This window comes from Mycolicibacterium smegmatis (genome assembly GCF_001457595.1).
Taxonomy (GTDB): Bacteria; Actinomycetota; Actinomycetes; order Mycobacteriales; family Mycobacteriaceae; genus Mycobacterium; species Mycobacterium smegmatis.
Map to the genome: position 1 here is coordinate 5,691,981 of NZ_LN831039.1, position 21,265 is coordinate 5,713,245.

General features: G+C 66.2%; 23 protein-coding genes and 1 tRNA gene. 16 read left to right on the top strand and 8 right to left on the bottom strand.

The annotated features are described in order from the left end of the window. Positions 1 to 5 precede the first annotated feature (5 nt). Genes AT701_RS27375 through AT701_RS27385 form a run of 3 tightly spaced genes read right to left on the bottom strand, consistent with a single transcriptional unit; the run spans position 6 to position 4,070 of the window. Positions 6 to 1,961, bottom strand: a complete 1,956-nt coding sequence (locus AT701_RS27375) for a thiamine pyrophosphate-dependent enzyme (RefSeq protein ID WP_011730645.1) — start codon at positions 1,959 to 1,961, stop codon at positions 6 to 8. Continuing rightward, on the bottom strand, positions 1,958 to 3,586 hold the full coding sequence (locus tag AT701_RS27380; RefSeq protein ID WP_029104511.1) for a glutamate synthase-related protein: 1,629 nt from the start codon (positions 3,584 to 3,586) through the stop codon (positions 1,958 to 1,960). Before AT701_RS27380 ends, AT701_RS27375 begins: the two co-directional genes overlap by 4 nt. Positions 3,587 to 3,596: 10 nt before the next feature. Continuing rightward, on the bottom strand, positions 3,597 to 4,070 hold the full coding sequence (locus tag AT701_RS27385; RefSeq protein WP_003897002.1) for a MarR family winged helix-turn-helix transcriptional regulator: 474 nt from the start codon (positions 4,068 to 4,070) through the stop codon (positions 3,597 to 3,599). Between the two features lie 267 nt (positions 4,071 to 4,337). Between AT701_RS27385 and AT701_RS27390 the strand changes: the two genes are divergently transcribed. From AT701_RS27390 to AT701_RS27465, 15 genes are all read left to right on the top strand, one after another. After that, complete coding sequence (locus AT701_RS27390; protein WP_003897003.1) at positions 4,338 to 5,093, top strand: SDR family NAD(P)-dependent oxidoreductase; 756 nt, start codon at positions 4,338 to 4,340, stop codon at positions 5,091 to 5,093. A 63-nt stretch (positions 5,094 to 5,156) separates the two neighbouring features. Beyond that, the gene (locus AT701_RS27395) at positions 5,157 to 5,777 is read left to right on the top strand and encodes a TetR/AcrR family transcriptional regulator (RefSeq protein WP_003897004.1); all 621 of its coding nucleotides are present in this window, start codon (positions 5,157 to 5,159) and stop codon (positions 5,775 to 5,777) included. An 80-nt stretch (positions 5,778 to 5,857) separates the two neighbouring features. Further along, positions 5,858 to 5,930 (top strand) — tRNA-Arg (locus tag AT701_RS27400). 847 nt (positions 5,931 to 6,777) lie between these two features. Continuing rightward, positions 6,778 to 7,929: a WXG100 family type VII secretion target gene (locus tag AT701_RS27410; RefSeq protein ID WP_011730648.1), complete on the top strand. Its 1,152-nt coding sequence runs from the start codon at positions 6,778 to 6,780 to the stop codon at positions 7,927 to 7,929. Continuing rightward, positions 7,926 to 8,501, top strand: coding sequence for a hypothetical protein (locus AT701_RS27415; RefSeq protein WP_162267878.1), 576 nt, complete (start codon positions 7,926 to 7,928; stop codon positions 8,499 to 8,501). The genes AT701_RS27410 and AT701_RS27415 overlap by 4 nt, the downstream gene beginning before the upstream one ends. 403 nt (positions 8,502 to 8,904) lie before the next feature. Next, on the top strand, positions 8,905 to 9,321 hold the full coding sequence (locus AT701_RS27420) for a YkvA family protein (protein WP_003897008.1): 417 nt from the start codon (positions 8,905 to 8,907) through the stop codon (positions 9,319 to 9,321). A gap of 54 nt (positions 9,322 to 9,375) precedes the next feature. Continuing rightward, entirely contained in the window at positions 9,376 to 9,714 is a 339-nt protein-coding gene (locus AT701_RS27425) for an ArsR/SmtB family transcription factor (RefSeq protein WP_003897009.1), read from the top strand. Then, entirely contained in the window at positions 9,711 to 10,340 is a 630-nt protein-coding gene (locus AT701_RS27430; protein ID WP_014878401.1) for a cation efflux transmembrane domain-containing protein, read from the top strand. Before AT701_RS27425 ends, AT701_RS27430 begins: the two co-directional genes overlap by 4 nt. Before the next feature lie 28 nt (positions 10,341 to 10,368). Further along, positions 10,369 to 11,757 (top strand): cytochrome ubiquinol oxidase subunit I, encoded by a 1,389-nt coding sequence (locus AT701_RS27435; RefSeq protein WP_058126969.1) that lies wholly within the window; start codon positions 10,369 to 10,371, stop codon positions 11,755 to 11,757. Continuing rightward, positions 11,754 to 12,752, top strand: a complete 999-nt coding sequence (locus tag AT701_RS27440) for a cytochrome d ubiquinol oxidase subunit II (RefSeq protein WP_003897013.1) — start codon at positions 11,754 to 11,756, stop codon at positions 12,750 to 12,752. Before AT701_RS27435 ends, AT701_RS27440 begins: the two co-directional genes overlap by 4 nt. A 316-nt stretch (positions 12,753 to 13,068) precedes the next feature. Further along, positions 13,069 to 13,317, top strand: coding sequence for a hypothetical protein (locus AT701_RS27445; protein WP_003897014.1), 249 nt, complete (start codon positions 13,069 to 13,071; stop codon positions 13,315 to 13,317). A 104-nt stretch (positions 13,318 to 13,421) separates the two neighbouring features. Beyond that, on the top strand, positions 13,422 to 14,636 hold the full coding sequence (locus AT701_RS27450) for an acetyl-CoA acetyltransferase (RefSeq protein WP_058126970.1): 1,215 nt from the start codon (positions 13,422 to 13,424) through the stop codon (positions 14,634 to 14,636). Between the two features lie 3 nt (positions 14,637 to 14,639). Then, a complete protein-coding gene (locus AT701_RS27455) occupies positions 14,640 to 16,163 on the top strand; it encodes a carotenoid oxygenase family protein (protein WP_011730653.1) in 1,524 nt (507 codons plus the stop codon). After that, the gene (locus tag AT701_RS27460; protein WP_003897017.1) at positions 16,163 to 17,113 is read left to right on the top strand and encodes a winged helix-turn-helix transcriptional regulator; all 951 of its coding nucleotides are present in this window, start codon (positions 16,163 to 16,165) and stop codon (positions 17,111 to 17,113) included. The genes AT701_RS27455 and AT701_RS27460 overlap by 1 nt, the downstream gene beginning before the upstream one ends. A gap of 93 nt (positions 17,114 to 17,206) precedes the next feature. Further along, positions 17,207 to 17,665 (top strand): Hsp20/alpha crystallin family protein, encoded by a 459-nt coding sequence (locus AT701_RS27465; RefSeq protein WP_058126971.1) that lies wholly within the window; start codon positions 17,207 to 17,209, stop codon positions 17,663 to 17,665. A gap of 6 nt (positions 17,666 to 17,671) precedes the next feature. On the opposite strand, the gene AT701_RS27470 is transcribed toward AT701_RS27465, so the two are convergent. Together AT701_RS27470 and AT701_RS27475 are read right to left on the bottom strand one after the other, a co-directional pair. Further along, positions 17,672 to 18,277 (bottom strand): GNAT family N-acetyltransferase, encoded by a 606-nt coding sequence (locus AT701_RS27470; protein ID WP_014878403.1) that lies wholly within the window; start codon positions 18,275 to 18,277, stop codon positions 17,672 to 17,674. After that, on the bottom strand, positions 18,274 to 18,693 hold the full coding sequence (locus tag AT701_RS27475; protein ID WP_014878404.1) for a hypothetical protein: 420 nt from the start codon (positions 18,691 to 18,693) through the stop codon (positions 18,274 to 18,276). The genes AT701_RS27470 and AT701_RS27475 overlap by 4 nt, the downstream gene beginning before the upstream one ends. A 19-nt stretch (positions 18,694 to 18,712) precedes the next feature. Here AT701_RS27475 and AT701_RS27480 point away from each other — a divergent pair, with 19 nt between their 5' ends. Then, complete coding sequence (locus AT701_RS27480) at positions 18,713 to 19,159, top strand: cupin domain-containing protein (RefSeq protein WP_003897021.1); 447 nt, start codon at positions 18,713 to 18,715, stop codon at positions 19,157 to 19,159. Here the strand turns inward: AT701_RS27480 and AT701_RS27485 are convergent. The 3 genes from AT701_RS27485 to AT701_RS27495 all read right to left on the bottom strand — a co-directional run bounded on the left by AT701_RS27485 (position 19,149) and on the right by AT701_RS27495 (position 21,242). After that, on the bottom strand, positions 19,149 to 19,877 hold the full coding sequence (locus AT701_RS27485; protein WP_011730656.1) for a 3-keto-5-aminohexanoate cleavage protein: 729 nt from the start codon (positions 19,875 to 19,877) through the stop codon (positions 19,149 to 19,151). The genes AT701_RS27480 and AT701_RS27485 overlap by 11 nt on opposite strands. A gap of 14 nt (positions 19,878 to 19,891) precedes the next feature. Then, positions 19,892 to 20,662, bottom strand: a complete 771-nt coding sequence (locus tag AT701_RS27490) for a VOC family protein (RefSeq protein ID WP_058126972.1) — start codon at positions 20,660 to 20,662, stop codon at positions 19,892 to 19,894. A 100-nt stretch (positions 20,663 to 20,762) separates the two neighbouring features. Then, complete coding sequence (locus tag AT701_RS27495; protein ID WP_058126973.1) at positions 20,763 to 21,242, bottom strand: MPT63 family protein; 480 nt, start codon at positions 21,240 to 21,242, stop codon at positions 20,763 to 20,765. Between the last annotated feature and the right edge of the window lie 23 nt (positions 21,243 to 21,265).

The window sequence follows — 21,265 nt, forward strand, 5'->3', positions numbered from 1 at the left end:
AGGTTCTAGTTCGACCAAGCGTCGGTGATTATCTCGACCAACGCCGGACCAGGGTGGGCGAGCGCCTCGGCGATGACGGTACCCAGTTCGGTGTGGCTGATGACCTGGTTCCCGTACGCGCCGCAATCCCGCGCATACGCGGCGAAGTCCGGATTGAGCAGCGAGGTCTGCCACACCTCGTATTCAGAACTGCGTTGCTCCTGGGTGATCTTGCCGAGCTCGCCGTTGTTCAACAGGATGTGGGTGATGTTCATGCCGTACTTGACCGCGGTCGTGAAATCGGCGAGGTATTGGCCGAACCCACCGTCGCCGGTCACGGCAACGATCGGTCGATCGGGCGCGGCAGCCCACGCCCCCATCGCGGCGGGGAAACCGAAACCGATGGAGCCGAGGTAGCCCGACATCAGCACGGTCTGTTCGTCTTTGGTCTCGAAGTACCGCCCGAACGAGTAGGCGTGGTTGCCCACGTCAACCGTGAGCACGGCGCCGGCCGGCACGAGGCGGCCGAGTTCGTCGAAGACTGTCGCGGCAGCGATCCGCCCACCGGGCTGCTTGGTGGCCCGCCGGGCCTTCTCGGTCCGCCACACCGACCACCGCTCAGCGATCTCGGCGCGTTGGTCGACCAGATCCGGATGCGTGCGCAGACGCTGTGTCAGGGCCGACGCGGTCACGCCCACGTCACCGAGCACCGGCACAGCCACGGGGTTGAACCGGCCAAGCACCAGCGGGTCGGTATCGACCTGGATGACCGGCTTGTACGGCGATATGCCCGTGTGATTGGAGAACGACGCCCCGAACACCACCAGCAGATCGGCCTTGTTCATCATCCACGACGCAACCGGGGTCCCGGATCGGCCCAGCGCACCGCACGCCAGCGGATGATCATCCGCGATCTGGCCTTTGGCCTTGAAGGTGGTGAGCACCGGGGCGTGGAGGCGCTCGGCCAGCGCGACGATGGCCGCCATGTCGAATTTCGCACCGGCACCGACGATGACCGCCGGGCGAGTTGCCGCTGCGATGCGGTCGAGTGCCCGCTCCAGTGGTGTCGACGGGGGCGCCACCCGCAGGTCGGGCATCCGGCCCTCGGGCCCGGACGACCGTCGGTCGGACTGGATGACCTGCACTTCGTCGGGCACCACCAGGTGGGCGACGCCGCGTTCGAGGATGGCGTGCTTGAGCGCCATGGTCATCAGCTCGGCATGTTCGGAGCCGTCGCGCACCATCTCCGAGTAGACCGCGACGTCGGCGAAGGCCGCCAGGAGGTCGATGTCCTGGAAGGCGCCTTTGCCCGCGACCGCGGATTCGACGTTTCCGGACAGGGCCAACACGGGTGCCCGGTCGGCTTTGGCGTCGTACAGCCCGGTGAGCAGGTTCGTCGAACCGGGCCCGGCAATGCCGAAGCAGGCCGCCGGCCGGCCGGTGAGCTTGCCGTAGGCCGACGCCGCGAACGCGGCCGCGCCTTCATGTCGGATGCCGAAATACCGCAGCTTCCCCGCGTTCTCGGCGCGGTGCATGGCTTCGGCGAGCCCCAGGTTGGAGTGACCGACCATTCCGAAAACCGTGTCGACACCCCAGTTGGTCATCGTCTCGACCAAGACGTCGCTGACGGTGCGCGCGGCAGGTGCTGGCGGCGGCGCGCCGACATAGATCCCATCGTCCCGGACGTCGACCGGATACGTCGTGACGTTGAAGTCCGGACCACCCGCGGCCTCGCCTGTGAACGGGTCGAAGTCGAAACCGTGCCACGGGCAACGGATTTTGTCGTTCTCGAGCGTCCCCTGTCCGAGCGGTCCGCCTTGATGCGGACAGCGGTTGTCGATGGCGCCGTACCGGCCGTTGAGCTTCGTCAGCGCCACCGTCTTTCGTCCAGCGGGGCACGCGGACACCTGACCTTCATCGAGTTCATCGTGGTCGGCGACCCTGTGCCACTCGAGTTCCTGGCCGGCTTCCTCAACAGTCACAGCGGTGTCACTCCTCCGTACGGGACCCCGCTGAGGTATGCGAAGTCGCGGTCGAACGTCGTCAGATCATCGAGCGTGAATTCGGCAAGACGGTGGTGTCCGCAGGCGCGCGCGAGCACCACCATCAGGTCCACCGCCGAACGCAGGTACCGGTTCAGGCGTTCGGCGGCCTGCCGCACCGGCAGGCGGGCGCGCAGGTGCGGGTCCTGGGTGGCGATGCCTGCGGGGCAGGCGTTGGTGTGGCAGGCGCGCATGCCGACGCAGCCGATGGCTTGAATCGCGCTGTTCGCCACGCCGATCGCGTCAGCCCCCAACGCCAGCGCCTTGACCATGTCCGCGGGGGTGCGGATGCCGCCTGTGACGGCCAGGGTGATCCGACTCTCGCTGCGGTCGAGGTGTCGCCGGGCCCGGGCCAGCGCCGGAATGGTGGGTACGGAGATGTTGTCGCGGAAGATCGTCGGCGCTGAGCCCGTGCCGCCGCCGCGGCCGTCGAGGATGACGTAGTCGACGCCGATCTCAAGAGCGGCGTCCAGATCGCGCTCGATGTGTTGGGCACTGAGCTTGTAGCCCACCGGAATTCCGCCTGAGATGTCGCGGACCTGCGCGGCGAAGTCGCGGTACTCGGCCAGAGACGTCCAGTCCGGAAACCGGGCCGGGGAGATCGCCGATGTACCGGGTGGTAAGCCGCGCACGTCAGCGATCTTTCCCACCACTTTGCTGCCCGGAAGATGCCCGCCGGTACCGGTTTTGGCGCCCTGTCCGCCCTTGAAGTGGAATGCCTGAACTTTGTGGAGGTGTTCGAAGCTCCACCCGAACCGGCCGGATGCGAGTTCGTAGAAGTACCGCGAATTCTCTTGTTGCTCTTCGGGGAGCATGCCGCCCTCGCCGGAGCAGATTCCGGTGCCGGCGAGTTCGGCCCCCGCTGCGAGCGCCGTCTTGGCCTCCTCGGACAGCGCACCGAAACTCATGTCACTGACGAACAGCGGAATGTCGAGGACCAGTGGGCGTTTGGCCCCGGGGCCGATGACGGTCTCGGTGCTGACGGGCTCCTGGTCGAGCAGCGGTAGCCGCGCCAACTGTGCGGTCACCAGCTGGATCGAATCCCACGAGGGAAGTTCGGTGCGTGATACCCCCATTGCCGCCGAGGGCCCGTGCTTGCCCACCCTGCTCAGTCCGTGTGTGGCGAGTTCATGGATGTCGGTGTTGAACGGCTCTTCCGCGGTGTTGGCCGGCGTTGCCCACCTGCCCTGGTAACCGTCGTCGCCATACGGTTGCGGATTGGCATTCGCGAATTCGGAGATCGCGGATACGTCGACGTACACGGCCCCGTCACGGATTTGGACCGGAAACGTCGCCAACGCGACCGCGGGGTTGACCGGTGAGATGCCGGTCTCGACGTTGTACCGCCAGCCGTGCACGTCGCACACGACGGTGTCACCGTCGATGTGCCCGTCTGCGAGAAGGACGCCGCGATGTGCGCAGCGGCCGTACAACGCTTTGACGTCCCCACCGCGCCGGATGAGCACGAGGTCGACGCCCGCGACATTTGCGGCGAACGGGGTGTTGTCGGGCAGGTCGGCCAGGGACGCCAACTGCACGTCGCGGGCTGTCGACTCCAAAGTCATCGGCTGCTCCTCAGGGTTGGTCGTCGGCCTCGTTCAGTAGGTGGGCACGGATCTCGGAGTAGGCGTGCGTGAACAGCCTGATGTCGCGCGGGCTGAGCAGGTCGAACACGTTGCGTCGCACGGCCGCCACATGCACCGGCGCGGACGACCGGACTTTCGCGAACCCGGCTTCGGTGAGCTCGGCGTACCAGCCTCTCTTGTCTTCATCGCATTCGACGCGGCGCAACCACCCGGCGTCCGCCAGCCGGTTCACCGCCCGCGTCACGCCGCTGCGGGTCGTCATCGCGGCGTCGGCGATCTCACTCATCCGCAGTCGACGCTCGGGCGCCTCGGACAACAGCGCCAGCACTTCGAAATCTGCGAAAGAGATTCCGGCGTCGACCTCCAGCTGACGGTCCAGTGCCCGCAACAGCAGCCGAGTGCTGTCGAGATATCCACGCCACATCTCGTACTCAGCGGCACTGAGCCATTCCACCCCTTCCATCAGCGCGGCGCACCATTAGTTGATGGTGCAATCACTGTAGCAGCGGACATGGTCGCTGACCATAGCGCCGCCATGCTCCGATCACGGGCATAACGCGCAGATTTCGCGTCAGTATTTAGGCCTGAGTGTGGGCGGAGGCTCCTCGACGGTCTCCCGAAAATAGTTGACGTGAAAACTACTGCGTGAACCCGTTGCGGATTTTTCATACCAACTGTTGCGGTAACGATCAGTATGAAATCGGCCGTTGGCCCTGACGAGAGGTTCCCCATGTCGAAAACGTTGTTGGGCAAGGTCGCCCTGGCCACCGGAGGATCTCGAGGCCTGGGCGCCGCCACCGCCGAAGCACTCGCCGACCGCGGGGCCGACGTGGCCATCAGTTACGTCGCCTCCGATGCCAAAGCACAGGCGGTGGTCGAGCGACTGAAGGCCAAAGGCGTCCGCGGGTTGGCGGTCAAGAGCGATCAGGCCGACGTGACCGCCGCCAAGCCCCTCGTCGACGCCGTGATCGACCACTTCGGCAGGCTCGACATCCTGGTGAACAACGCCGCAATCGCCGTGCAGGGCAAGACTGTTGACGATCCGACGCTCGACGCCGAGGAGTTCGACCGGCAGTGGCACGTCAACGTCCTCGGTACCGTGGCGGTCACGCGTGCCGCCGCGCAGAAACTGTCCGACGGCGGTCGCATCGTCTTCATCGGAACCGGCTTCGGCACCCGCGTCGCGTTTCCCGGCGTGGCGGACTACGCCGGCACCAAGGCCGCAATCCTCGGCTACGCCAAGGGCGTTGGGCGTGACCTGGGCCCGCGCAACATCACCGTCAACGTCGTCCAGCCGGGCATCATGCCGACCGACATGGCCAGCGAGGCCGCCGCCAATCTGCCCGACGCGGTCATGGACCTGCACGCGATCCGGCGCATCGCGACCGTCGAGGAGGTGGCGGCGTCGGTCTGCTTCCTCGCCGGGCCCGACGCCGGCTACATCACCGGCACCGTGCTGGAGGTCAGCGGCGGCTACCAGATCTGATCGGTGCCGTCCCGCCAGTGGTAGTTTTATTACCGGTCGTTACGAAAAGGCTGGGCCGATCTGGTGGGACGTCATCGCGAGTTCGATGTGGACAAGGCGCTGGACGCTGCGCTGTGTGTGTTCTGGCGCAAAGGGTACGAAGGCGCGTCGTACAGCGATCTGACGCAGGCCACCGGTGTCGAGCGGCCGGCGCTGTACTCGGCGTTCGGCAACAAAGAGGCACTGTTCCTGCGTGCGCTCGATCGCTACTACGAGCGCTACATGGACTTCATCCCCGTCGCGCTCGAACAGCCGACGTCACGCGAGGTCGCCGAACACCTCCTGCGGTCCGCCGCCGACCTCAACACCCGCTACCCGGACCACACGGGCTGCCTCGGTGTACAGGGCTGCCTCGTCGGCACCGACGACTCCGAGCCGATCCGGCGCGCGCTGGTCGACGCCCGAGCGTCCGGCGAGGCCTCCCTGCGGGCACGCTTCGAGGACGCTCACGCGACGGGCGACCTGCCGAAATCCGCCAACCCGGCAGCGCTGGCGGCGTTCCTCATGACCGTGCTGCACGGGATGGCCGTCCAGGCCAAGGCCGGGTTCAGCAGGGAAACCCTCGACGCGATCATCGACCAGGCGTTGTCGAGCTGGCCCACACCGGACCGCGGGTCTGCGGGGAAGGCCACGCGCAAGCGCTGAACCCCGCGCCGTGCCGCTCCCCTGCCAGCGTCGCGTGGGAGTTGGGCGGTACGCTGTGCCCGCAGCCTTCGCGGCCGCACGCCCTCGTAGCTCAGGGGATAGAGCACGGCTCTCCTAAAGCCGGTGTCGCAGGTTCGAATCCTGCCGGGGGCACAGGTCAGACATGGTATCTAGCCATTCTGAATAACCACGATCCATCGTTTATTCATCGTTTATGGTTCGGTCCAGAAGATCGGCCACGACGGTGTGCACCCGCCCACGCGCCATGTGCTTGTCCTGCGTCATCGAGATACGCGAGTGCCCAAGGTGATCAGCACCGATGCGCGCGACAGGCACTCGTCATCGATCAGAGTGGCGACCGTCTTGCGGAGCTGTGGCTGGTGGCATCCGGCACGCCCAGGCGGCCCTGACCTCGCGCCACCGGGCCCGAAAGTTGTCCGGGTCGCGCCACGTGCCGGCAGTCGACGGGAAGATCATCGACTGCTCCCCCAGGTATGGGCGACTGTGCCGCGCGGCCAGGACGGCGGAGTCGAACGTCGGCAGAGGGACCGTGCGGGTGCCAATCGGATGTTTGCCTGAAACGGCGAACCCACTCCGCACGCCGGTGCGGTTACCAGCGGTTATTCGACCCATCACCCCTCGCGCCGTCGATGGTGTCGCCGTCTGTCTCGTTGCTGCGCAGTGTTTGGGTGGTAGCCTGCGGCTCATATTCGGGTGTCGAGGGGGCACGGAGATGTCTGATCACCTTTCGGTTGATGGTGACGGTTTGGCGGCGGCTGCGGTCGGCAGTGTGGATATCGCTGAGGCGTTGGCCGCGGCGGGCGCGGTGAACTCTCCGGCCGCGGGTGTGCAGCCGAGTCAGGCCGGTGAACGCCGCGCTGGCCTCGATACGTGCGCATGCGACCCGTCAAGCTGGCAGACAGGGCAGCGATCTGCACATCGGTAACGCGCTCTACGTTCATGCCGACGACGCTGCGGCCGATCGCGTCACTCGGACGATATGAGCCCGACAGCAACACCAGCTGAGGGCGGCGAAGGCCTGTCACGGTCTCGGATCGAATCCTGGGATACGACCCACCTCGAGAACGCGACCGCCCGGTGGCGGGCCACAGCGACCGAGCTGGAAGGGCACTTCGAGCAGTTGCGTCAGCATGTTCTGGCCCCAGGTGGCACCGAATGGGAAGGGGACGCGAAAGACGCCGCGCTTGAGCGCGCCACCCAAAACCTCAATACGGTGCGCGCAGCCGGTGACATCGCGCGCTCGGCTGCCGACCTCGCCGAGAACAGCTCCGCTGATATCAGCGCTGCCAAACGTGATGCGCTGCAGTCGATCAGCGACGCCGAAGCCGATGGGTTCGAAGTCAACGAGGACCTGTCCGTGCGCGACACCAGCCGCGTCGATGTGTCCACAATGGCCGCGCGCTACACCGCCGCCCGCGAGCACGCTGAGAACATCCAGTGGAACGCCAACCAGCTCTTGGCGACCGACACGCTGATCGGTCGGCGGCTCACCGCGAAAGCCGCTGAGCTGAACGGAGTTAGGTTCGACGACGAACCAGAAGGCACGATCCGGGCTGCCAGTTTCGGCGATGGTTTCAAGCAGTCACCGTTTGACGATCTGCTCACCAAAGAGCAGGCACTTGCGGCGTGGGAGAAGCTTCAAACAGACATCGCTTCCTACAACTCTCGATGCGCCGTAAATATCGTCGGGCCACTCCCGCCGCCGCAATACGCCGCCTGCCAACAAGAACTAGCATTCCTGCAGGGCCAGGAGGCCGCACTCAGAGCCAGGCTCGCCGACTTCGGCATCCACCCAGGTGAGGCGCCGTCCAGCACTAGCTCAGGCGGGGACCTGACCGCGACTGCCACACAAATCGGCGCGGAAATCGCAACTTTCCCACCAGGAACCCGGGCAGACGCGTTAGCGGAGCGAATGACAGGATTGCATCTCAATCAGGCCGATGCTGCTCGGGCGACAGACATCGCCGCCGCACGAATCTGGGGCGAGACAGGTGGAACATCGAAGATGCCAGACGGTTCAATCATCGTCCTGCCTGCCAACATCCGCCAAACCGACGTGATGAAGGTGTTCCCAGATGGTTCTGTCACGGTGCTACGTGGCGTGGACGTGACTCAGTACTTGCCGAGATGACGAAAGGGTATGCCATGAATGCAGTTTCGGCCGATCCGGTTCTCAACTTCGAAGTTTATGTGTTGATGACCATGCGGAATCGCATGACAAACAAGAAGGACCAACTGCGAGCCACGTTGTCTAGCCACGGGTTTTCAGTCAAGGACGCAGAACGTGTGCACCGGCAGCTCGCCGAATCACTCGGCGACGAAGCCTCACGGTATTCCGTTCTCAAGGAATCTCTGGGCGCACGAGCAGACACCGCTAGGTCGTTCGGATTCTCCAGCATCCTATGGCCCAACTTCGACTTCGAAGCGGCGGCGAACGATGCGGGACTACTTGAGTCGGCACGGTATCGGCATGTTCGGAACCGCTCGGACTTGCCCAATTCACCAAGAGAATTAGCGCTGTGGAGCGTCGATGCCACCGAGTTCATCGGCCACTTCGGACCCATGACGGGAGGCGAACAATGGCCCCTGTTTCATGAGCTGCTGCCAGCATATGAAGAGTACGAATTCCAATGGGATGGGCGGCGTTACGGCGCCGGCTTCAGCTGGGGCCTATTCATGTACGCGGCGGAATACTGGGACTAGCCCCAGATCCCGCTGGCATTGGCCGGAGAACGATGGGTGCATGGCGATAAGTCGATCACGGAAGCGTTTGCTACTGGTATCGATCGGTGCCAGGCCGCGACGGCATGTACTTCCGACACGACATCGACACGAATGCGTCCTCAGCAAACAACGTAGACAGGTTTGGACAGGCGACTTGGACGTCCTGAGTGGCACCAACCACTGCCGACTCATTGTTCATTCATTCGTTTACAACCAGATAGCAACCGCATTTGGATCGAATCATCGGCATCTATTACACGCGATTCGCCCAGGTCAAGGCCAAATATCGCTGATTCGTCGGCAGTCACCGGCAACCATCGCTTTCAAAGCCGGTGTCGCAGGTTCGAATCCTGCCGGGGGCACCCTGTACCAAGATGGATTCATGTGGCCTGAGTGGTGGTCGATCGCCATCGGAGTGGTCCTGGGCCTCGCCCTCCTGTGGCTCGCATTGGTGGTCGTCTTGTGGGCGACCAAACCGGACGACGTCAGCCTGCGGGATGCGATGCGCCTGCTTCCCGATCTGTTGCGACTGTTCAAGCGGCTCGCTGCGGACCCGACGTTGCCGAGGGGTGTCCGCGTCCGTCTGGCACTGTTGCTGGGTTACCTCGTGTTACCCTTCGATCTCATCCCGGATTTCGTCCCTGTGCTCGGCTACGCCGACGACGCGATCGTCGTCGCCCTCGCCCTGCGCTCGGTGACCCGAAGAGCCGGCCCGGCGGCGCTGTCCGAGCACTGGCCCGGAACGCCCGAGGGTCTCCTCGCGGTGCGCCGCCTGTGCCGACTGCCGGACGGCGAATAGCGGATGCTGCAGTACACCATTTTCTGAATTCAGAAATAGATGTACTGTCGGCGCATGCAGACCGCCTTGCACACCGACGCGCTCGCACGATTCGGCCACGCGCTGTCGGACGTCACCCGCACCCGCATCCTGCTGAGCCTCAACGAGTCCCCGAACTATCCCGCCGACCTGGCCGAACAGCTCGGCGTCTCGCGGCAGACACTCTCCAATCACCTGGCTTGCCTGCGTGGATGTGGCCTGGTGGTCGCCGTTCCCGAAGGCAGGCGGACTCGCTATGAGCTGGCCGACGCGCGCATCGGTCGGGCTCTCGACGACCTCATGGGCCTCGTCTTGGACGTGGATCCGGAGTGCCGATGCGTCGGCCCCGATGGCGCCGTGTGCGGATGCGGATGATGGCCGACACCAGCAAGTTGACGCCGACTCGACGCGCGGTGCTGGCACGACGTATCCGGATGTTCGTCGCCGCCACCATCACCTACAACGTCATCGAGGCCGTCGTGGCGCTGACGGAAGGCGCACGGGTGAGTTCGACCGCACTCATCGGGTTCGGCCTCGACTCCGTCATCGAGGTGTCGTCGGCGGCGGCAGTGGCGTGGCAGTTCGCCGGCCGCGACCCCGAAGCGCGGGAAAAGGTGGCCCTGCGGATCGTCGCGTTCTCGTTCTTCGGCCTGGCCACCTACGTCGCGGTCGACGCCATCCGATCGCTGCTCGGCATCGGGGAGGCACAACATTCGACCATCGGCATCGCGCTGGCCGCGCTCAGCTTGGTGATCATGCCGGTGCTGTCGTACGCGCAGCGACGGGCCGGCCGCGAACTCGGATCGCTGTCGGCCGTGGCGGATTCGAAGCAGACGCTGCTGTGCACCTATCTGTCGGCGGTGCTGCTCGTCGGCCTGCTGCTCAACAGCATCTTCGGATGGTCATGGGCGGACCCGATCGCAGGCCTGGTGATCGCCGCGGTGGCGGTCCGGGAAGGCCTCGAAGCGTGGAAGGGCGACACCTGCTGTTCGGCGGGTTGATTCCGACCTCTGCGGGGCACTCGTCAGCATGGTGTTCACCGAAACCCTGCTTCTGCTCGCGGCCGACGGCGAGCCGCCGGGCCTGCTGCCCGCACGACAGCAGATGGCGTTCTCACTGGGCTGGCACATCGTGCTGGCGTGTTTCGGGGTGGCGTTCCCGACCATGATCTTCGTCGTGCACCGTCGAGGCATCGTGCGTGACGACGCCGTCGCCCTGGGGCTGGCGCAGCGCTGGGCGAAGGTCTCGGCGGTGCTGTTCGCGATCGGCGCCGTGTCCGGCACGGTCCTGAGCTTCGAGATGGGCCTGCTGTGGCCGGGCCTGATGGGACGCTTCGGCGACGTGTTGGGCCTGCCGTTCGCTTTCGAGGGCCTGTCGTTCTTCGTCGAGGCGATCTTCCTCGGCATCTATTTGTACGGGTGGGGACGTATGCCGCCGCGGCGGCACCTGCTGACGCTCATCCCGATGGGCCTCGCCGGCATCGTCGGCACGTTCTGCGTCGTCTCGGTCAACGCGTGGATGAACAACCCGGCGGGCTTCCGGATCGTGAACGGCGAGGTGGTCGACATCGACCCGTGGCGCGCGATGTTCAACAGCGGTGTGTGGCTGCAGTTCGCGCACATGTGGGTCGCGGCGTTCATGCTCGTCGGACTCGTGGTGTCCGGTGTGTATGCGTTCGGCATGCTGCGGGGGCGCGTCGACACCCACCACCGGCTGGGCTTCGCCGTGCCGTTCACATTTGCCTCGGTGGCCGCCGTCGCGCAACCGTTGATCGGGCACGTGCTGGGTATGCGGATCCACGACACCCAACCCGCGAAGCTCGCGGCGTTCGAACTGGCCCAGACCACCGAGGGCCCGGCACCGCTGCGCCTGGGTGGCGTGCTGATCGACGGAGAGGTGCACTGGGCGCTGACCATCCCACGGCTCGGTTCGATCATCGCGCGCAACTCGCTGGACGCACCGGTGCCCGGGCTGGACGGGGTCCCCCGTTCGGAGTGGCCACCGGTCAACATCACGCATCTGGCGTTCCAGTCGATGGTCGGCATCGGCACACTGCTGGCGGCCGTCGCGGTGGTGTACTGGCTGGCGCGGTGGCGCGGCCGGGACCTGCTGGCGAACCGGTGGTTTCTGCGGCTGAGCGTGATCACCGGCCCCCTGGCCGTCCTGGCGGTCGAATCCGGTTGGGTGGCAACCGAAGTAGGACGTCAGCCGTGGACGGTGTGGAAAGTGCTGACGACGACGGAGGCGGCGAGCCAGAGCAGCGGCCTGTGGTGGAGTTACGTCATCGTGCTTGTCGTCTACCTCGGCATGACCATCGGCGCCGTCGTCGTCCTGCGGTCGATGGCGCGGCGGTGGCGGGCCGGGGAAACCGACCTGCCCAGCCCTTACGGACCACCGCGCACGGAGGCCCGGTCATGACGCAGGCCACCTTCGTCGCGATGGCGATGTTCCTGGGGGTCGTCATCTACGCGCTGTTCGCCGGCGCCGACTTCGGCTCCGGTTTCTACGATCTCACCGCAGGCGACGCCCGCAGCGGGGCCAAGGTACGCACACTCGTGGACCACAGCATCGGCCCGGTGTGGGAGGCCAACCACGTATGGCTGATCTACATCCTGGTGATCTGGTGGACGGGTTTTCCGCGGACGTTCGCCGCGGCGACGACAACACTGTTCATCCCGCTGGCCCTGGCGTTGACGGGAATCGTCCTGCGCGGCGCCAGTTTCGCGTTCCGCAAGTATTCGGCGACGGTGTCGCAGGCGCGACTGTTCGGTGCGATCTTCGCGGCGTCGTCGTTGATCAGCCCGTTCTTCCTGGGGACTGTCGCGGGGGCGATCGCCTCGGGACGCGTCCCGGCCGAGGGCTACGGCGACCGCATCGGATCGTGGCTCAATCCCACGTCGCTGGTCGGCGGGTTTCTGGCCGTGGCGACGTGTGTGTTTCTCGCGGGAGTGTTCCTCACCGCCGACGCCGCCCGCTCGGGTGACAACGGCCTCGCCGACAGTCTGCGACGACGCACACTGGCCGTCGGCGTCGTCACGGGTCTCATAGTGTTCGCCGGCCTCTATCCCGTCGCGCACGACGCTCCGACCCTGACCGCGGGCCTGCGCACCTATGCGGCGCCGCTTTTGGTGATCGCACTGCTGGCCGGCGTCGCGACGGTGTGGCTCGTGTTCCGGCGCCGCTACGCGATCAGCCGGATCCCCGCGGCGGTGGCCGTCGCGGCGGTGGTCACCGGGTGGGGCGTCGGGCAGTATCCGTGGCTGCTGGTCGACGAGGTGACCATCGCCGACGCCGCCGGTGCGGACGCGACCCTGACGGGGTTGTTGATCGTGGTCGTCCTCGCGGGCGTGATCGTGCTGCCGGCACTGGCCTACCTGTTGCGACTCACGCAGACCGAGGAGTGGTCACGCTGACGACCGTGCGGTGAGGGCGGGTTCTGGCCCGAAAGCTCGCCATGGCGACACGCTCGGCGCAAGGATCGGCCGCATTCGGCTACCACTGCCGACTGGCGCGCCGCGTGAGACTCATCGCAGTCTCACGAGGCGCGTGAGCCACGACCCGCGGCACTGCAAACTTTTGCAGCCGTGTGACTACTACGGCAGCGAATAGAGCAAAGTTATTGCCACACAATGACAAAACCTGTTTTCAGGAACAAGAAGAAAAGCGTTAAGGTTGTTCACAGTTGGGGGCAATGAGTAAAACACGGCTAAGTAACCCGGAGGTGGGGGAATGATCCGTTCGAAACTCATGCGGGCCTTGGTGGTCGGCGCCGGCGCCGTCGCGGTGCCGATGAGTGTGGCGGTTATCGGTGCGGCACCCGCATCGGCCGGTCCCGATCTGTGCGTGAGCGGGCCGTATGGATACGCGTACGCGTGCGTCGAAGGGCCAGGTTGGGTGCGGCCTTGGGTCGATCCCGGCCCAGGTTGGCGTGGCCACGGTCCCGGCCCTGGCAAGGGCCACTGGAAGCACCACCACTGAACCGCAGATGAGCAGCGCCGTGGCGGGGATCTCCGGATCCCCGCCACGGCGCTTTTTCATGCCACGCCTTCAGTCACTCTCTTAGTTGTAGTAACCTGCCTCACATGGAAAACGTCTGGGTGCTGGGCGGCTACCAGAGTGATTTCGCCCGAAACCTCACCCGCGAGAACCTCGATTTCGCGGACTTGACGCGTGAGGTCGTCGAGAACACGTTGGCGCACGCCAAAATTGACGCCAGCGATATCGGCGTCGTGCACGTGGCCAACGCGTTCGGCGAACTGTTCGCGCGGCAGGGTCACCTCGGCGCGATGCCCGCGACCGTCCACGAGGGGCTGTGGGACACCCCGTCGAGCAGGCACGAGGCGGCATGCGCGTCGGGCAGCGTCGCCGCGCTCGCGGCGATCGCCGACCTGCGCTCCGGTGCGTACGACACCGCACTGGTGGTCGGCGTGGAACTGGAGAAGACCGTGCCCGGTGACGACGCCGCGGCGAACCTGGGCACCGCGGCGTGGACCGGCCACGAAGGCGCCGACGCCACCTACATGTGGCCCTGGATGTTCTCGAAGGTCGCCGACGAATACGACCGCCGCTACTGCCTCGACCCCGCCCACCTGCGCGTGATCGCGGCGGTGAACTTCGCCAACGCGCGACGCAACCCCAACGCGCAGACCCGCACGTGGAACGTTCCCGACCCGCTGACCGACGACGACGCGACCAATCCGGTCGTCGAGGGCCGCATCCGCCGCTTCGACTGCAGCCAGATGACCGACGGCGGCGCGGGCGTTGTCCTGGTGACCGACCGCTGGCTGCGCGCACATCCCGGCGTGACGCCGCAGGCCCGCATCGCTGGGTGGGGTCACCGCACGGTGGGGCTCGGCCTGCAGCAGAAGATCGACCGGGCAGACGCAGACCCGTACCTGCTCCCCCACGTGCGCGGCGCCGTGCAGGATGCGTTCGGCCGGGCGCAGGTGACCCTCGACGACATCGACGGTTTCGAGGTCCACGACTGCTTCACCCCCAGCGAGTACCTGGCGATCGACCACATCGGGCTCACCGGCCCGGGCGAATCGTGGAAGGCCATCGAGAACGGTGAGATCGAGATCGGTGGACGGCTGCCGATCAACCCGAGCGGCGGCCTGATCGGCGGCGGTCACCCCGTTGGCGCCTCCGGTGTCCGGATGCTGCTCGACGCCACTAAGCAGGTGAGCGCCTCGGCAGGCGAGTACCAGGTCGAGGCCGCAAAGACGTTCGGCACGTTGAACTTCGGTGGGAGCACCGCGACCACCGTCAGTTTTGTCGTCACAGCAGGCAAGGAGTAACGCATGCACACCGAGGTCGTCGCGAAGTATCTGTCGACGCTGCCCGAGGATGACACCCACCCGTACCGCACCGGTGCCTGGCGCCCACAGACCACCGAGTGGGACGCCGACGACCTGACGGTCGTGGAAGGCGAGATCCCCGCCGACCTGGACGGGGTGTACCTGCGCAACACGGAGAACCCGATGCACCCGGCATTCAAGGTCTACCACCCCTTCGACGGTGACGGCATGCTGCACGTGGTGGGCTTCCGCGACGGTAAGGCGTTCTACCGCAACAGGTTCGTCCGCACCGACGGACTGCTCGAGGAGAACGCCGAGGGTGGTCCGCTGTGGCCGGGCATCGCCGAACCGGTCGAGCTGGCCAAGCGCGACTACGGCTGGGGTGCACGCACTTTGATGAAGGACGCGTCGAGCACCGACGTCACCGTGCACCGCGGCGTCGCGCTGACCAGCTTCTACCAGTGCGGTGACCTGTACCGCATCAACCCCCACACGGGCGACACGCTGGGCAAGGAGAACTGGAACGGCGGGTTCCCGGTCGACTGGGGTGTCTCGGCGCACCCCAAGAACGACGACCGCACGGGCGAACTGCTGTTCTTCAACTACGGCAAGCAGGCACCGTACATGCACTTCGGCGTCGTCGACCAGAACAACAACCTGGTGCACTACACCGACGTCGAACTGCCCGGACCGCGCCTGCCCCACGACATGGCGTTCACCGAGAACTACGTGATCCTCAACGATTTCCCGATGTTCTGGGACGCCGAGTTCCTCAAACACAACGCGCACATCCCGCGTCTGCACCGCGACCTGCCGTCACGCTTCGCGGTCGTCCCGCGCCGCGGCGGCGACATCAAGTGGTTCGAGGCCGACACCACCTACGTGCTGCACTTCACCAACGCCTTCGAGGACGGCGACGAGATCGTCATGGACGGGTTCTTCCAGGGCTCCCCCGAACCCGACGACGACCCGGCGGACAACGGCATGAGCCGCAAGTGGCAGCGCTTCTTCCGGTATCTGTCGCTCGACGGCATGCAGACCCGGTTGCACCGCTGGCGCTTCAACCTGGTCACGGGTGAGACCCGCGAGGAGCAACTCTCGGACAGCCTCACCGAATTCGGCATGATCAACCCGGATTTCGCGACGCAGGACTACCGGTACATCTACGCCGCGACCGGCAAGCCCGGCTGGTTCCTGTTCGACGGTCTGGTGCGCCACGATCTGCGAACGGGTTCAGAGGAGCGGTACACCTTCGCCGACGGCGTGTACGGCAGCGAGACCGCGATGGCACCCCGCGTTGGCGGCAGCGGCGAGGACGACGGCTATCTGGTTACCCTGATCAGTGACATGAACGATGACGCGTCCTACTGCCTGGTGTTCGACGCCGCCCGCGTCGGCGACGGGCCGGTGTGCAAACTGGCTCTGCCCGAGCGTATCTCCAGCGGCACGCACTCCACCTGGGTCTCCGGTGCGGAGCTGCGGCGTTGGCACACCTCCGACGACGCGGCGGCCGCGATCGGCATGTAGTGGACGATCCGCAGCCGCGGACCGCGTCCGGCCCGACGGAGCTCGCGCCCGGCGGCACCAACGCCGTCGGGCACATGCTCGCCCTGCTCGGTGACGAGTGGTCGCTGCTGGTGATGCAGCAGGCCTTGCTGGGCGCAACCCGCTACGGGCAGTTCATGTCCCGGCTGCCGATCTCGAACTCGGTGCTGACCCGCCGGCTCGGCACCCTCACCGCCGACGGCTTGCTGAGGCGCCACCGGTATCAGGACCGACCGCCGCGCGACGAGTATCTGGTGACCGCTCGTGGGCGTGCCCTGTGGCCGATCCTGCTGTCGATCTGGGAGTGGGAACGCCGGTGGGTGCCCGAGCAGCGCGATGCCCTGCCCGGTATGCGACACATCTCCTGCGGCGAGGAGTTCCACCCGCTGCTGAGCTGCTCGGCCTGCGAGAAGGAGGCGAATCCCGGTGAGGTGGTGGCCCGTTGGGGACCGAGCGGCGGGTGGCAGCGCGCGCTGCCCGTGGCGACGACCCGCCGCCGATCTGGGTCCGGCTCAGGTGCCGACGACCGCGACTCCCCCTCGGGTCTGTTCCCTCAGACGATGAGCGTGCTGGGCAACCGCTGGGCGTGTGCGATCCTGGTCGCGGCGTTCACCGGCACCACCCGGTTTTCGACGTTTCAGAAGTTGCTGGCGGCCCCGCCCGGTTCGGTGTCCGATCGTCTGGCACGCTTCCGCGCGAACGGCATCATGACCACCTCCCCCGAACGGCCGGAGTATCTGCTGACAGCGAAAGGCGAGGCGTTCCTGCCCGTGCTGGTGACCGGACTGCAATGGGCCCAGGGTTGGTTCAGCGCTCCGGAAGGCCCCGCCGTCAACCTCACTCACACCGCCTGCGATCAGGTATTTCACCCTGTTCTACGGTGTGATCGATGCAAGGAACCGCTCACCGGCAACTCGGTCCAAACGATCTAGCACTCTCACATCTCGAGTGCTAATATCGGCGTTGCACAGTGATTGGCTGCCCGCCAGGGTGGCGGGCCCATGCGATACAGGAGGTGGATTGCTGTGCTCCGCTTTGATCCGTTCAGTGACCTGGATGCCCTGACCAAAAGTTTGCTGTCGACTGGCACCGGGTCATCGCGCACCCCGCGGTTCATGCCCATGGACCTGTGCAAGATCGACGATCATTACGTCCTGACCGCGGACCTCCCGGGCGTCGATCCGGGCTCGGTCGACGTGACCGTCGACAACGGCATGCTGACCATCTCGGCGCATCGGACCGCACGCTCCGACGAATCCGCCCAGTGGCTCGCCAATGAGCGGTTCTTCGGCAGCTACCGCCGCCAGCTGTCGCTGGGCGAAGGTATCGACACGTCGGCGATCGCCGCGACCTACGAGAACGGCGTCCTGACCGTCACGATCCCGATGGTCGAACGCGCCAAGCCGCGCAAGATCGAGATCGCGCATGGCGGTGAGCAGAAGTCGATCACCGTCGAAGGCGAGACCGTCAGCAACGATCAGTAGGCCAGATCAGCGATTCCGATCCCGGCGGTCCAGCCTGAAATTCAGGTTGGACCGCGCTGCGGGCCACTCGATGTCGAGGATCGAGTAGACCACGGTGTCACGGCGTGAACCGTCGGCCGCGATCTGGTGGCTGCGCAGCACACCGTCCTGCTTGGCGCCCAGCCGCTCGATCGCGGCCCGGCTCGCGAAGTTGAAGAAGTGCGTGCGGAATTCGACTGCGATGCAGTTCAATTCGTCGAACGCGTGGCCCAACAACAGCAGCTTGGCCTCGGCGTTGACGCCGGTGCCGCGCGCCGCGGCGGTGTACCAGGTGTGCCCGATCTCGAGCCTGCGGTTGGTGCCGTCGACGTTGAGGTAGCTCGACGAGCCGACCAGGTTGCCGTCGAGATCACGCACCACGAAGCTCAGGCCGTCATCGGCCGCGCGCAGCTTCAGCATGCGCTCGACCCACTGCTCGGCCGCACCCGGCTGCGGGGTCGTGGTGTACCAGAGGGTGCCCAGTTCACCGTCGGCGGCGACCGCGTCGATCTCCGGGATGTGTTCGCGGGTCAGCGGTTCCAGCTGTACCCAGCGCCTACCGGTCAGCGTGACCGGCTTCACGAAATCACTCATCGTCTCCCCAGTGTCGACAACAACGCCCACAACGAAAACAGCGCGGCGAGGATCGCCAGGCCGCCGCCGGTGTACAGACCGTAGCCCGCGTTCACCGGCGGTTTGACGTTGAGCATGTAGTACCACACGGTCAGGCCCACGAGCGCAAGCGAAATAAGCAGTCCCGCAGCCGATGCGAGGCGCTCCGAGAGGCCCTGACCAGCCATCGCGCCCGCGACGATCAACGTCGAACCGAGCAGCACGATCAGTTGTCCCGGCCCGAAACCGGCGGGCAGCACCATGCTGCCGACCGCGCCGCCGATCGCGTTGGCCCGGCCGCCGCCGTTGGCGCCCGTGGTGAGCCACGGCAGCCATGCGGTGACCACGAGGATCGCCGCACACAGTGCCACCAGCCAACCTGGACGCAGACGAACCATAGCGACGAGACTATCGGGTGTGACCGAACTCCCCGACTGGGCCGCACCGCTCGATCTCGCCCCACATCCCGAAGGCGGTTGGTACCGCGAAACCTGGCGCAGCGAACTGACCGTGAACCAGACCTCACTTCCGGCGGGCTACTCAGGCCCGCGCAGCGCGGGCACGGCGATCCTGTTCCTGCTGATGCCCGGCCAGCAATCGGCGTGGCACACGGTCCGCAGCGCGGAGTTGTGGTTCCACCACCGCGGCAGCCCGCTGCTGTTGGAGATCGGCGAACAGCAGGAGACTGCGACGACACATCTGCTGGGCCCGGACATCACCACCGGGCAGCAACCCCAGGTGCTGGTGCCGCCCGGGCACTGGCAGCGGGCCCGGCCGCGCGATGACGAGCCCACCCTGGTGAGCTGTGTGGTGGTGCCCGGTTTCGACTTCGCCGACTTCGCGCTGGCCGCGCCTACCGACTGAGCAACTCGACCGCGGCCGTCACCAGGGCTGCATTGTCGTCGGCGACGGTGCCGTCGGGAAGACGCAGTGTGTCCTCCATCCCGATACGGGTCTGCACGCCACACTGCCCGGCGTGTTGCAGGAGCGGCCAAGCACTTTCGTCGAGGCCGTGCAACAGCGCGGGAGCCTGCGATCCGGCCGACGTCACGATCGCCAGGAGTTCGTCGGCCGTGCCGGTGCCGGCGTCGGGCGACAGTTCGACCATGACGCGCAGGCAGTGCGCGGCCATATCGGATGCGGCCCACGCACGCGCGGCGTCGGCGTGGAACAACCCGGCTTCGACGCCCACGCCCCTGCTCAACAGCAACTCGGCCAGCTCCGGTGAACCCGGTTCGTGCCAGTTGACCGACGCGAAGTCGGGCAACACTTCCCACGCCTCGACCGTTCGCAGCCGTTTCTTGGGGTCCGGAAGCGCCCAGAATCCCGTCGTCACCCCCAGTGGGAAGCCCGGCACGGCGTGGCGCACCGCCGACACCGCGGCGGCGACCACGTCGGGTTCCAGGGAATCCGTGCCGTCGTCTGCTTTGGGATGCAGGTGCACGGCCTGCGCCCCGGCGCGATGCACCGACAGTGCGGCATCGGCCAGTTGGTCAGGCGTGACGGGCAGATTCGGGTGCTGATCGGGCGTACGCGCACCGTTGATGCACGCCTTGACGTAGGGGGTATGGGAGCGGTCCATACCCCATCTTTAACTCAATCCTGCAGCGATGACAGGTTGAATCCGGCACCGGTGGGATCGGCGACGGCCGCGAGCCTGCCGTACGGCGTGTCCTCGGCGGCTCGAACCACCGAACCGCCGTGCTCGACGATCAACTCGATGGTCTTGTCGACGTCGTCGGCGCCGAAGAAGCACGTCCAAGTCGACGGTGCGTCGCCCAGGAAGGCTGCGCCGTCCATCACGCCGACGAGCTCCTCGCCGTCGAAGGACGCTGTGCTGTAGCGGAATTCGTCGGTGTCGGCCATGGTGTTGACCGTCCAGCCGAACACGTCGCGGTAGAACTGCAACGCCTTGGCGTAGTCACCGGTGGTGAGCTGGTGGTACAGCGGCGCGCCCGGCTCGTTGAACACCTGGAAGCCATTGTGGCCTGCGGGCTGCCACAACCCGAAGAATCCGCCTGCGGCGTCGGACATCATGGCCATGCGGCCTTTTTCGGGCACGTCCATGACGCCGCCGCAGTTGCTCCCGCCCGCTGCCGCGGCGGCAGCAACCGTGGCTTCGGCGTCCGCGGTGTGCAGATACGTCGTCCAAATGTCGGGCGTGTTCCACTGCGGGTCGTTCTGCATGAGACCCGCGACCACATGACCTTCGAGGTGGGCGGTGACGTAGCCGCCGTACTCGGGGCCTCCGGTTTCGAAGGTCCACCCGAACACCGCGCCGTAGAAAGCCTTGGCGCGCTCGACATCAGACGTCGTCAGGTCGATCCAGGTGGGTGCGCCGAGCGGCGCGGTGGAGCGGATGGGCACGATGGGTCTCCTTCACGGTCATCGGTCAGTTGGCGTACTGACCGATGCCGCGAGGAAAACTCATCGCTGGGGGTTCACCCCGTTCGGGTTATTGGCCGGCTCACTGCCCCGCGTCGTCGGTCCAGACGACCTCTTCGGAGCCGACGTCGCTGTACACGACGCTGTCCGGGGCCTCACCCTTGACGTCGAAGTACACCTTGCCGGTGGTCGACGCGCCCTCGGTCAGCGGTGCGGGGTTGACGCCCTCAGGCGTCGGCACCTCGAACAGGGCCTGGTATGACTGGCCGTCGGCCGTGCGGGCGTTGAAGTTCGAGACGACCGGGGTCACGGTGCCCTCTTTGGCCTCGACGGTGGCCGTCGCCTCGTACAGCTGGCCCTCGACCTCGGTGGGGATCTGATCGCTGCTCGGAGCGATGTCGGTGACCGTCACGCTGGCGGTGTCACCGGTCGGTGCCACCAGATCCTGCGCTTCCCCGAAACCGGCTTCGGTCTCTGCCATGGCCAGCGGCGCGGCGCCAAGTGCCATGGCGGCCGTTGCGGTGCTTGCTGCGGCGATCTTCATACCGGTACGGATATTCACACGTACTCCTATTCGTTGGCGGT

Bases quoted from the DNA above. Each gene is read 5' to 3' on its own strand.
- AT701_RS27380 (WP_029104511.1), bottom strand. From the start codon at position 3,586: ATGACTTTGGAGTCGACAGCCCGCGACGTGCAGTTGGCGTCCCTGGCC.
- AT701_RS27385 (WP_003897002.1), bottom strand. From the start codon at position 4,070: ATGGAAGGGGTGGAATGGCTCAGTGCCGCTGAGTACGAGATGTGGCGT.
- AT701_RS27390 (WP_003897003.1), top strand. From the start codon at position 4,338: ATGTCGAAAACGTTGTTGGGCAAGGTCGCCCTGGCCACCGGAGGATCT.
- AT701_RS27410 (WP_011730648.1), top strand. From the start codon at position 6,778: ATGAGCCCGACAGCAACACCAGCTGAGGGCGGCGAAGGCCTGTCACGG.
- AT701_RS27415 (WP_162267878.1), top strand. From the start codon at position 7,926: ATGACGAAAGGGTATGCCATGAATGCAGTTTCGGCCGATCCGGTTCTC.
- AT701_RS27420 (WP_003897008.1), top strand. From the start codon at position 8,905: ATGTGGCCTGAGTGGTGGTCGATCGCCATCGGAGTGGTCCTGGGCCTC.
- AT701_RS27425 (WP_003897009.1), top strand. From the start codon at position 9,376: ATGCAGACCGCCTTGCACACCGACGCGCTCGCACGATTCGGCCACGCG.
- AT701_RS27430 (WP_014878401.1), top strand. From the start codon at position 9,711: ATGATGGCCGACACCAGCAAGTTGACGCCGACTCGACGCGCGGTGCTG.
- AT701_RS27435 (WP_058126969.1), top strand. From the start codon at position 10,369: ATGGTGTTCACCGAAACCCTGCTTCTGCTCGCGGCCGACGGCGAGCCG.
- AT701_RS27440 (WP_003897013.1), top strand. From the start codon at position 11,754: ATGACGCAGGCCACCTTCGTCGCGATGGCGATGTTCCTGGGGGTCGTC.
- AT701_RS27445 (WP_003897014.1), top strand. From the start codon at position 13,069: ATGATCCGTTCGAAACTCATGCGGGCCTTGGTGGTCGGCGCCGGCGCC.
- AT701_RS27450 (WP_058126970.1), top strand. From the start codon at position 13,422: ATGGAAAACGTCTGGGTGCTGGGCGGCTACCAGAGTGATTTCGCCCGA.
- AT701_RS27455 (WP_011730653.1), top strand. From the start codon at position 14,640: ATGCACACCGAGGTCGTCGCGAAGTATCTGTCGACGCTGCCCGAGGAT.
- AT701_RS27470 (WP_014878403.1), bottom strand. From the start codon at position 18,277: ATGAGTGATTTCGTGAAGCCGGTCACGCTGACCGGTAGGCGCTGGGTA.
- AT701_RS27475 (WP_014878404.1), bottom strand. From the start codon at position 18,693: ATGGTTCGTCTGCGTCCAGGTTGGCTGGTGGCACTGTGTGCGGCGATC.
- AT701_RS27485 (WP_011730656.1), bottom strand. From the start codon at position 19,877: ATGGACCGCTCCCATACCCCCTACGTCAAGGCGTGCATCAACGGTGCG.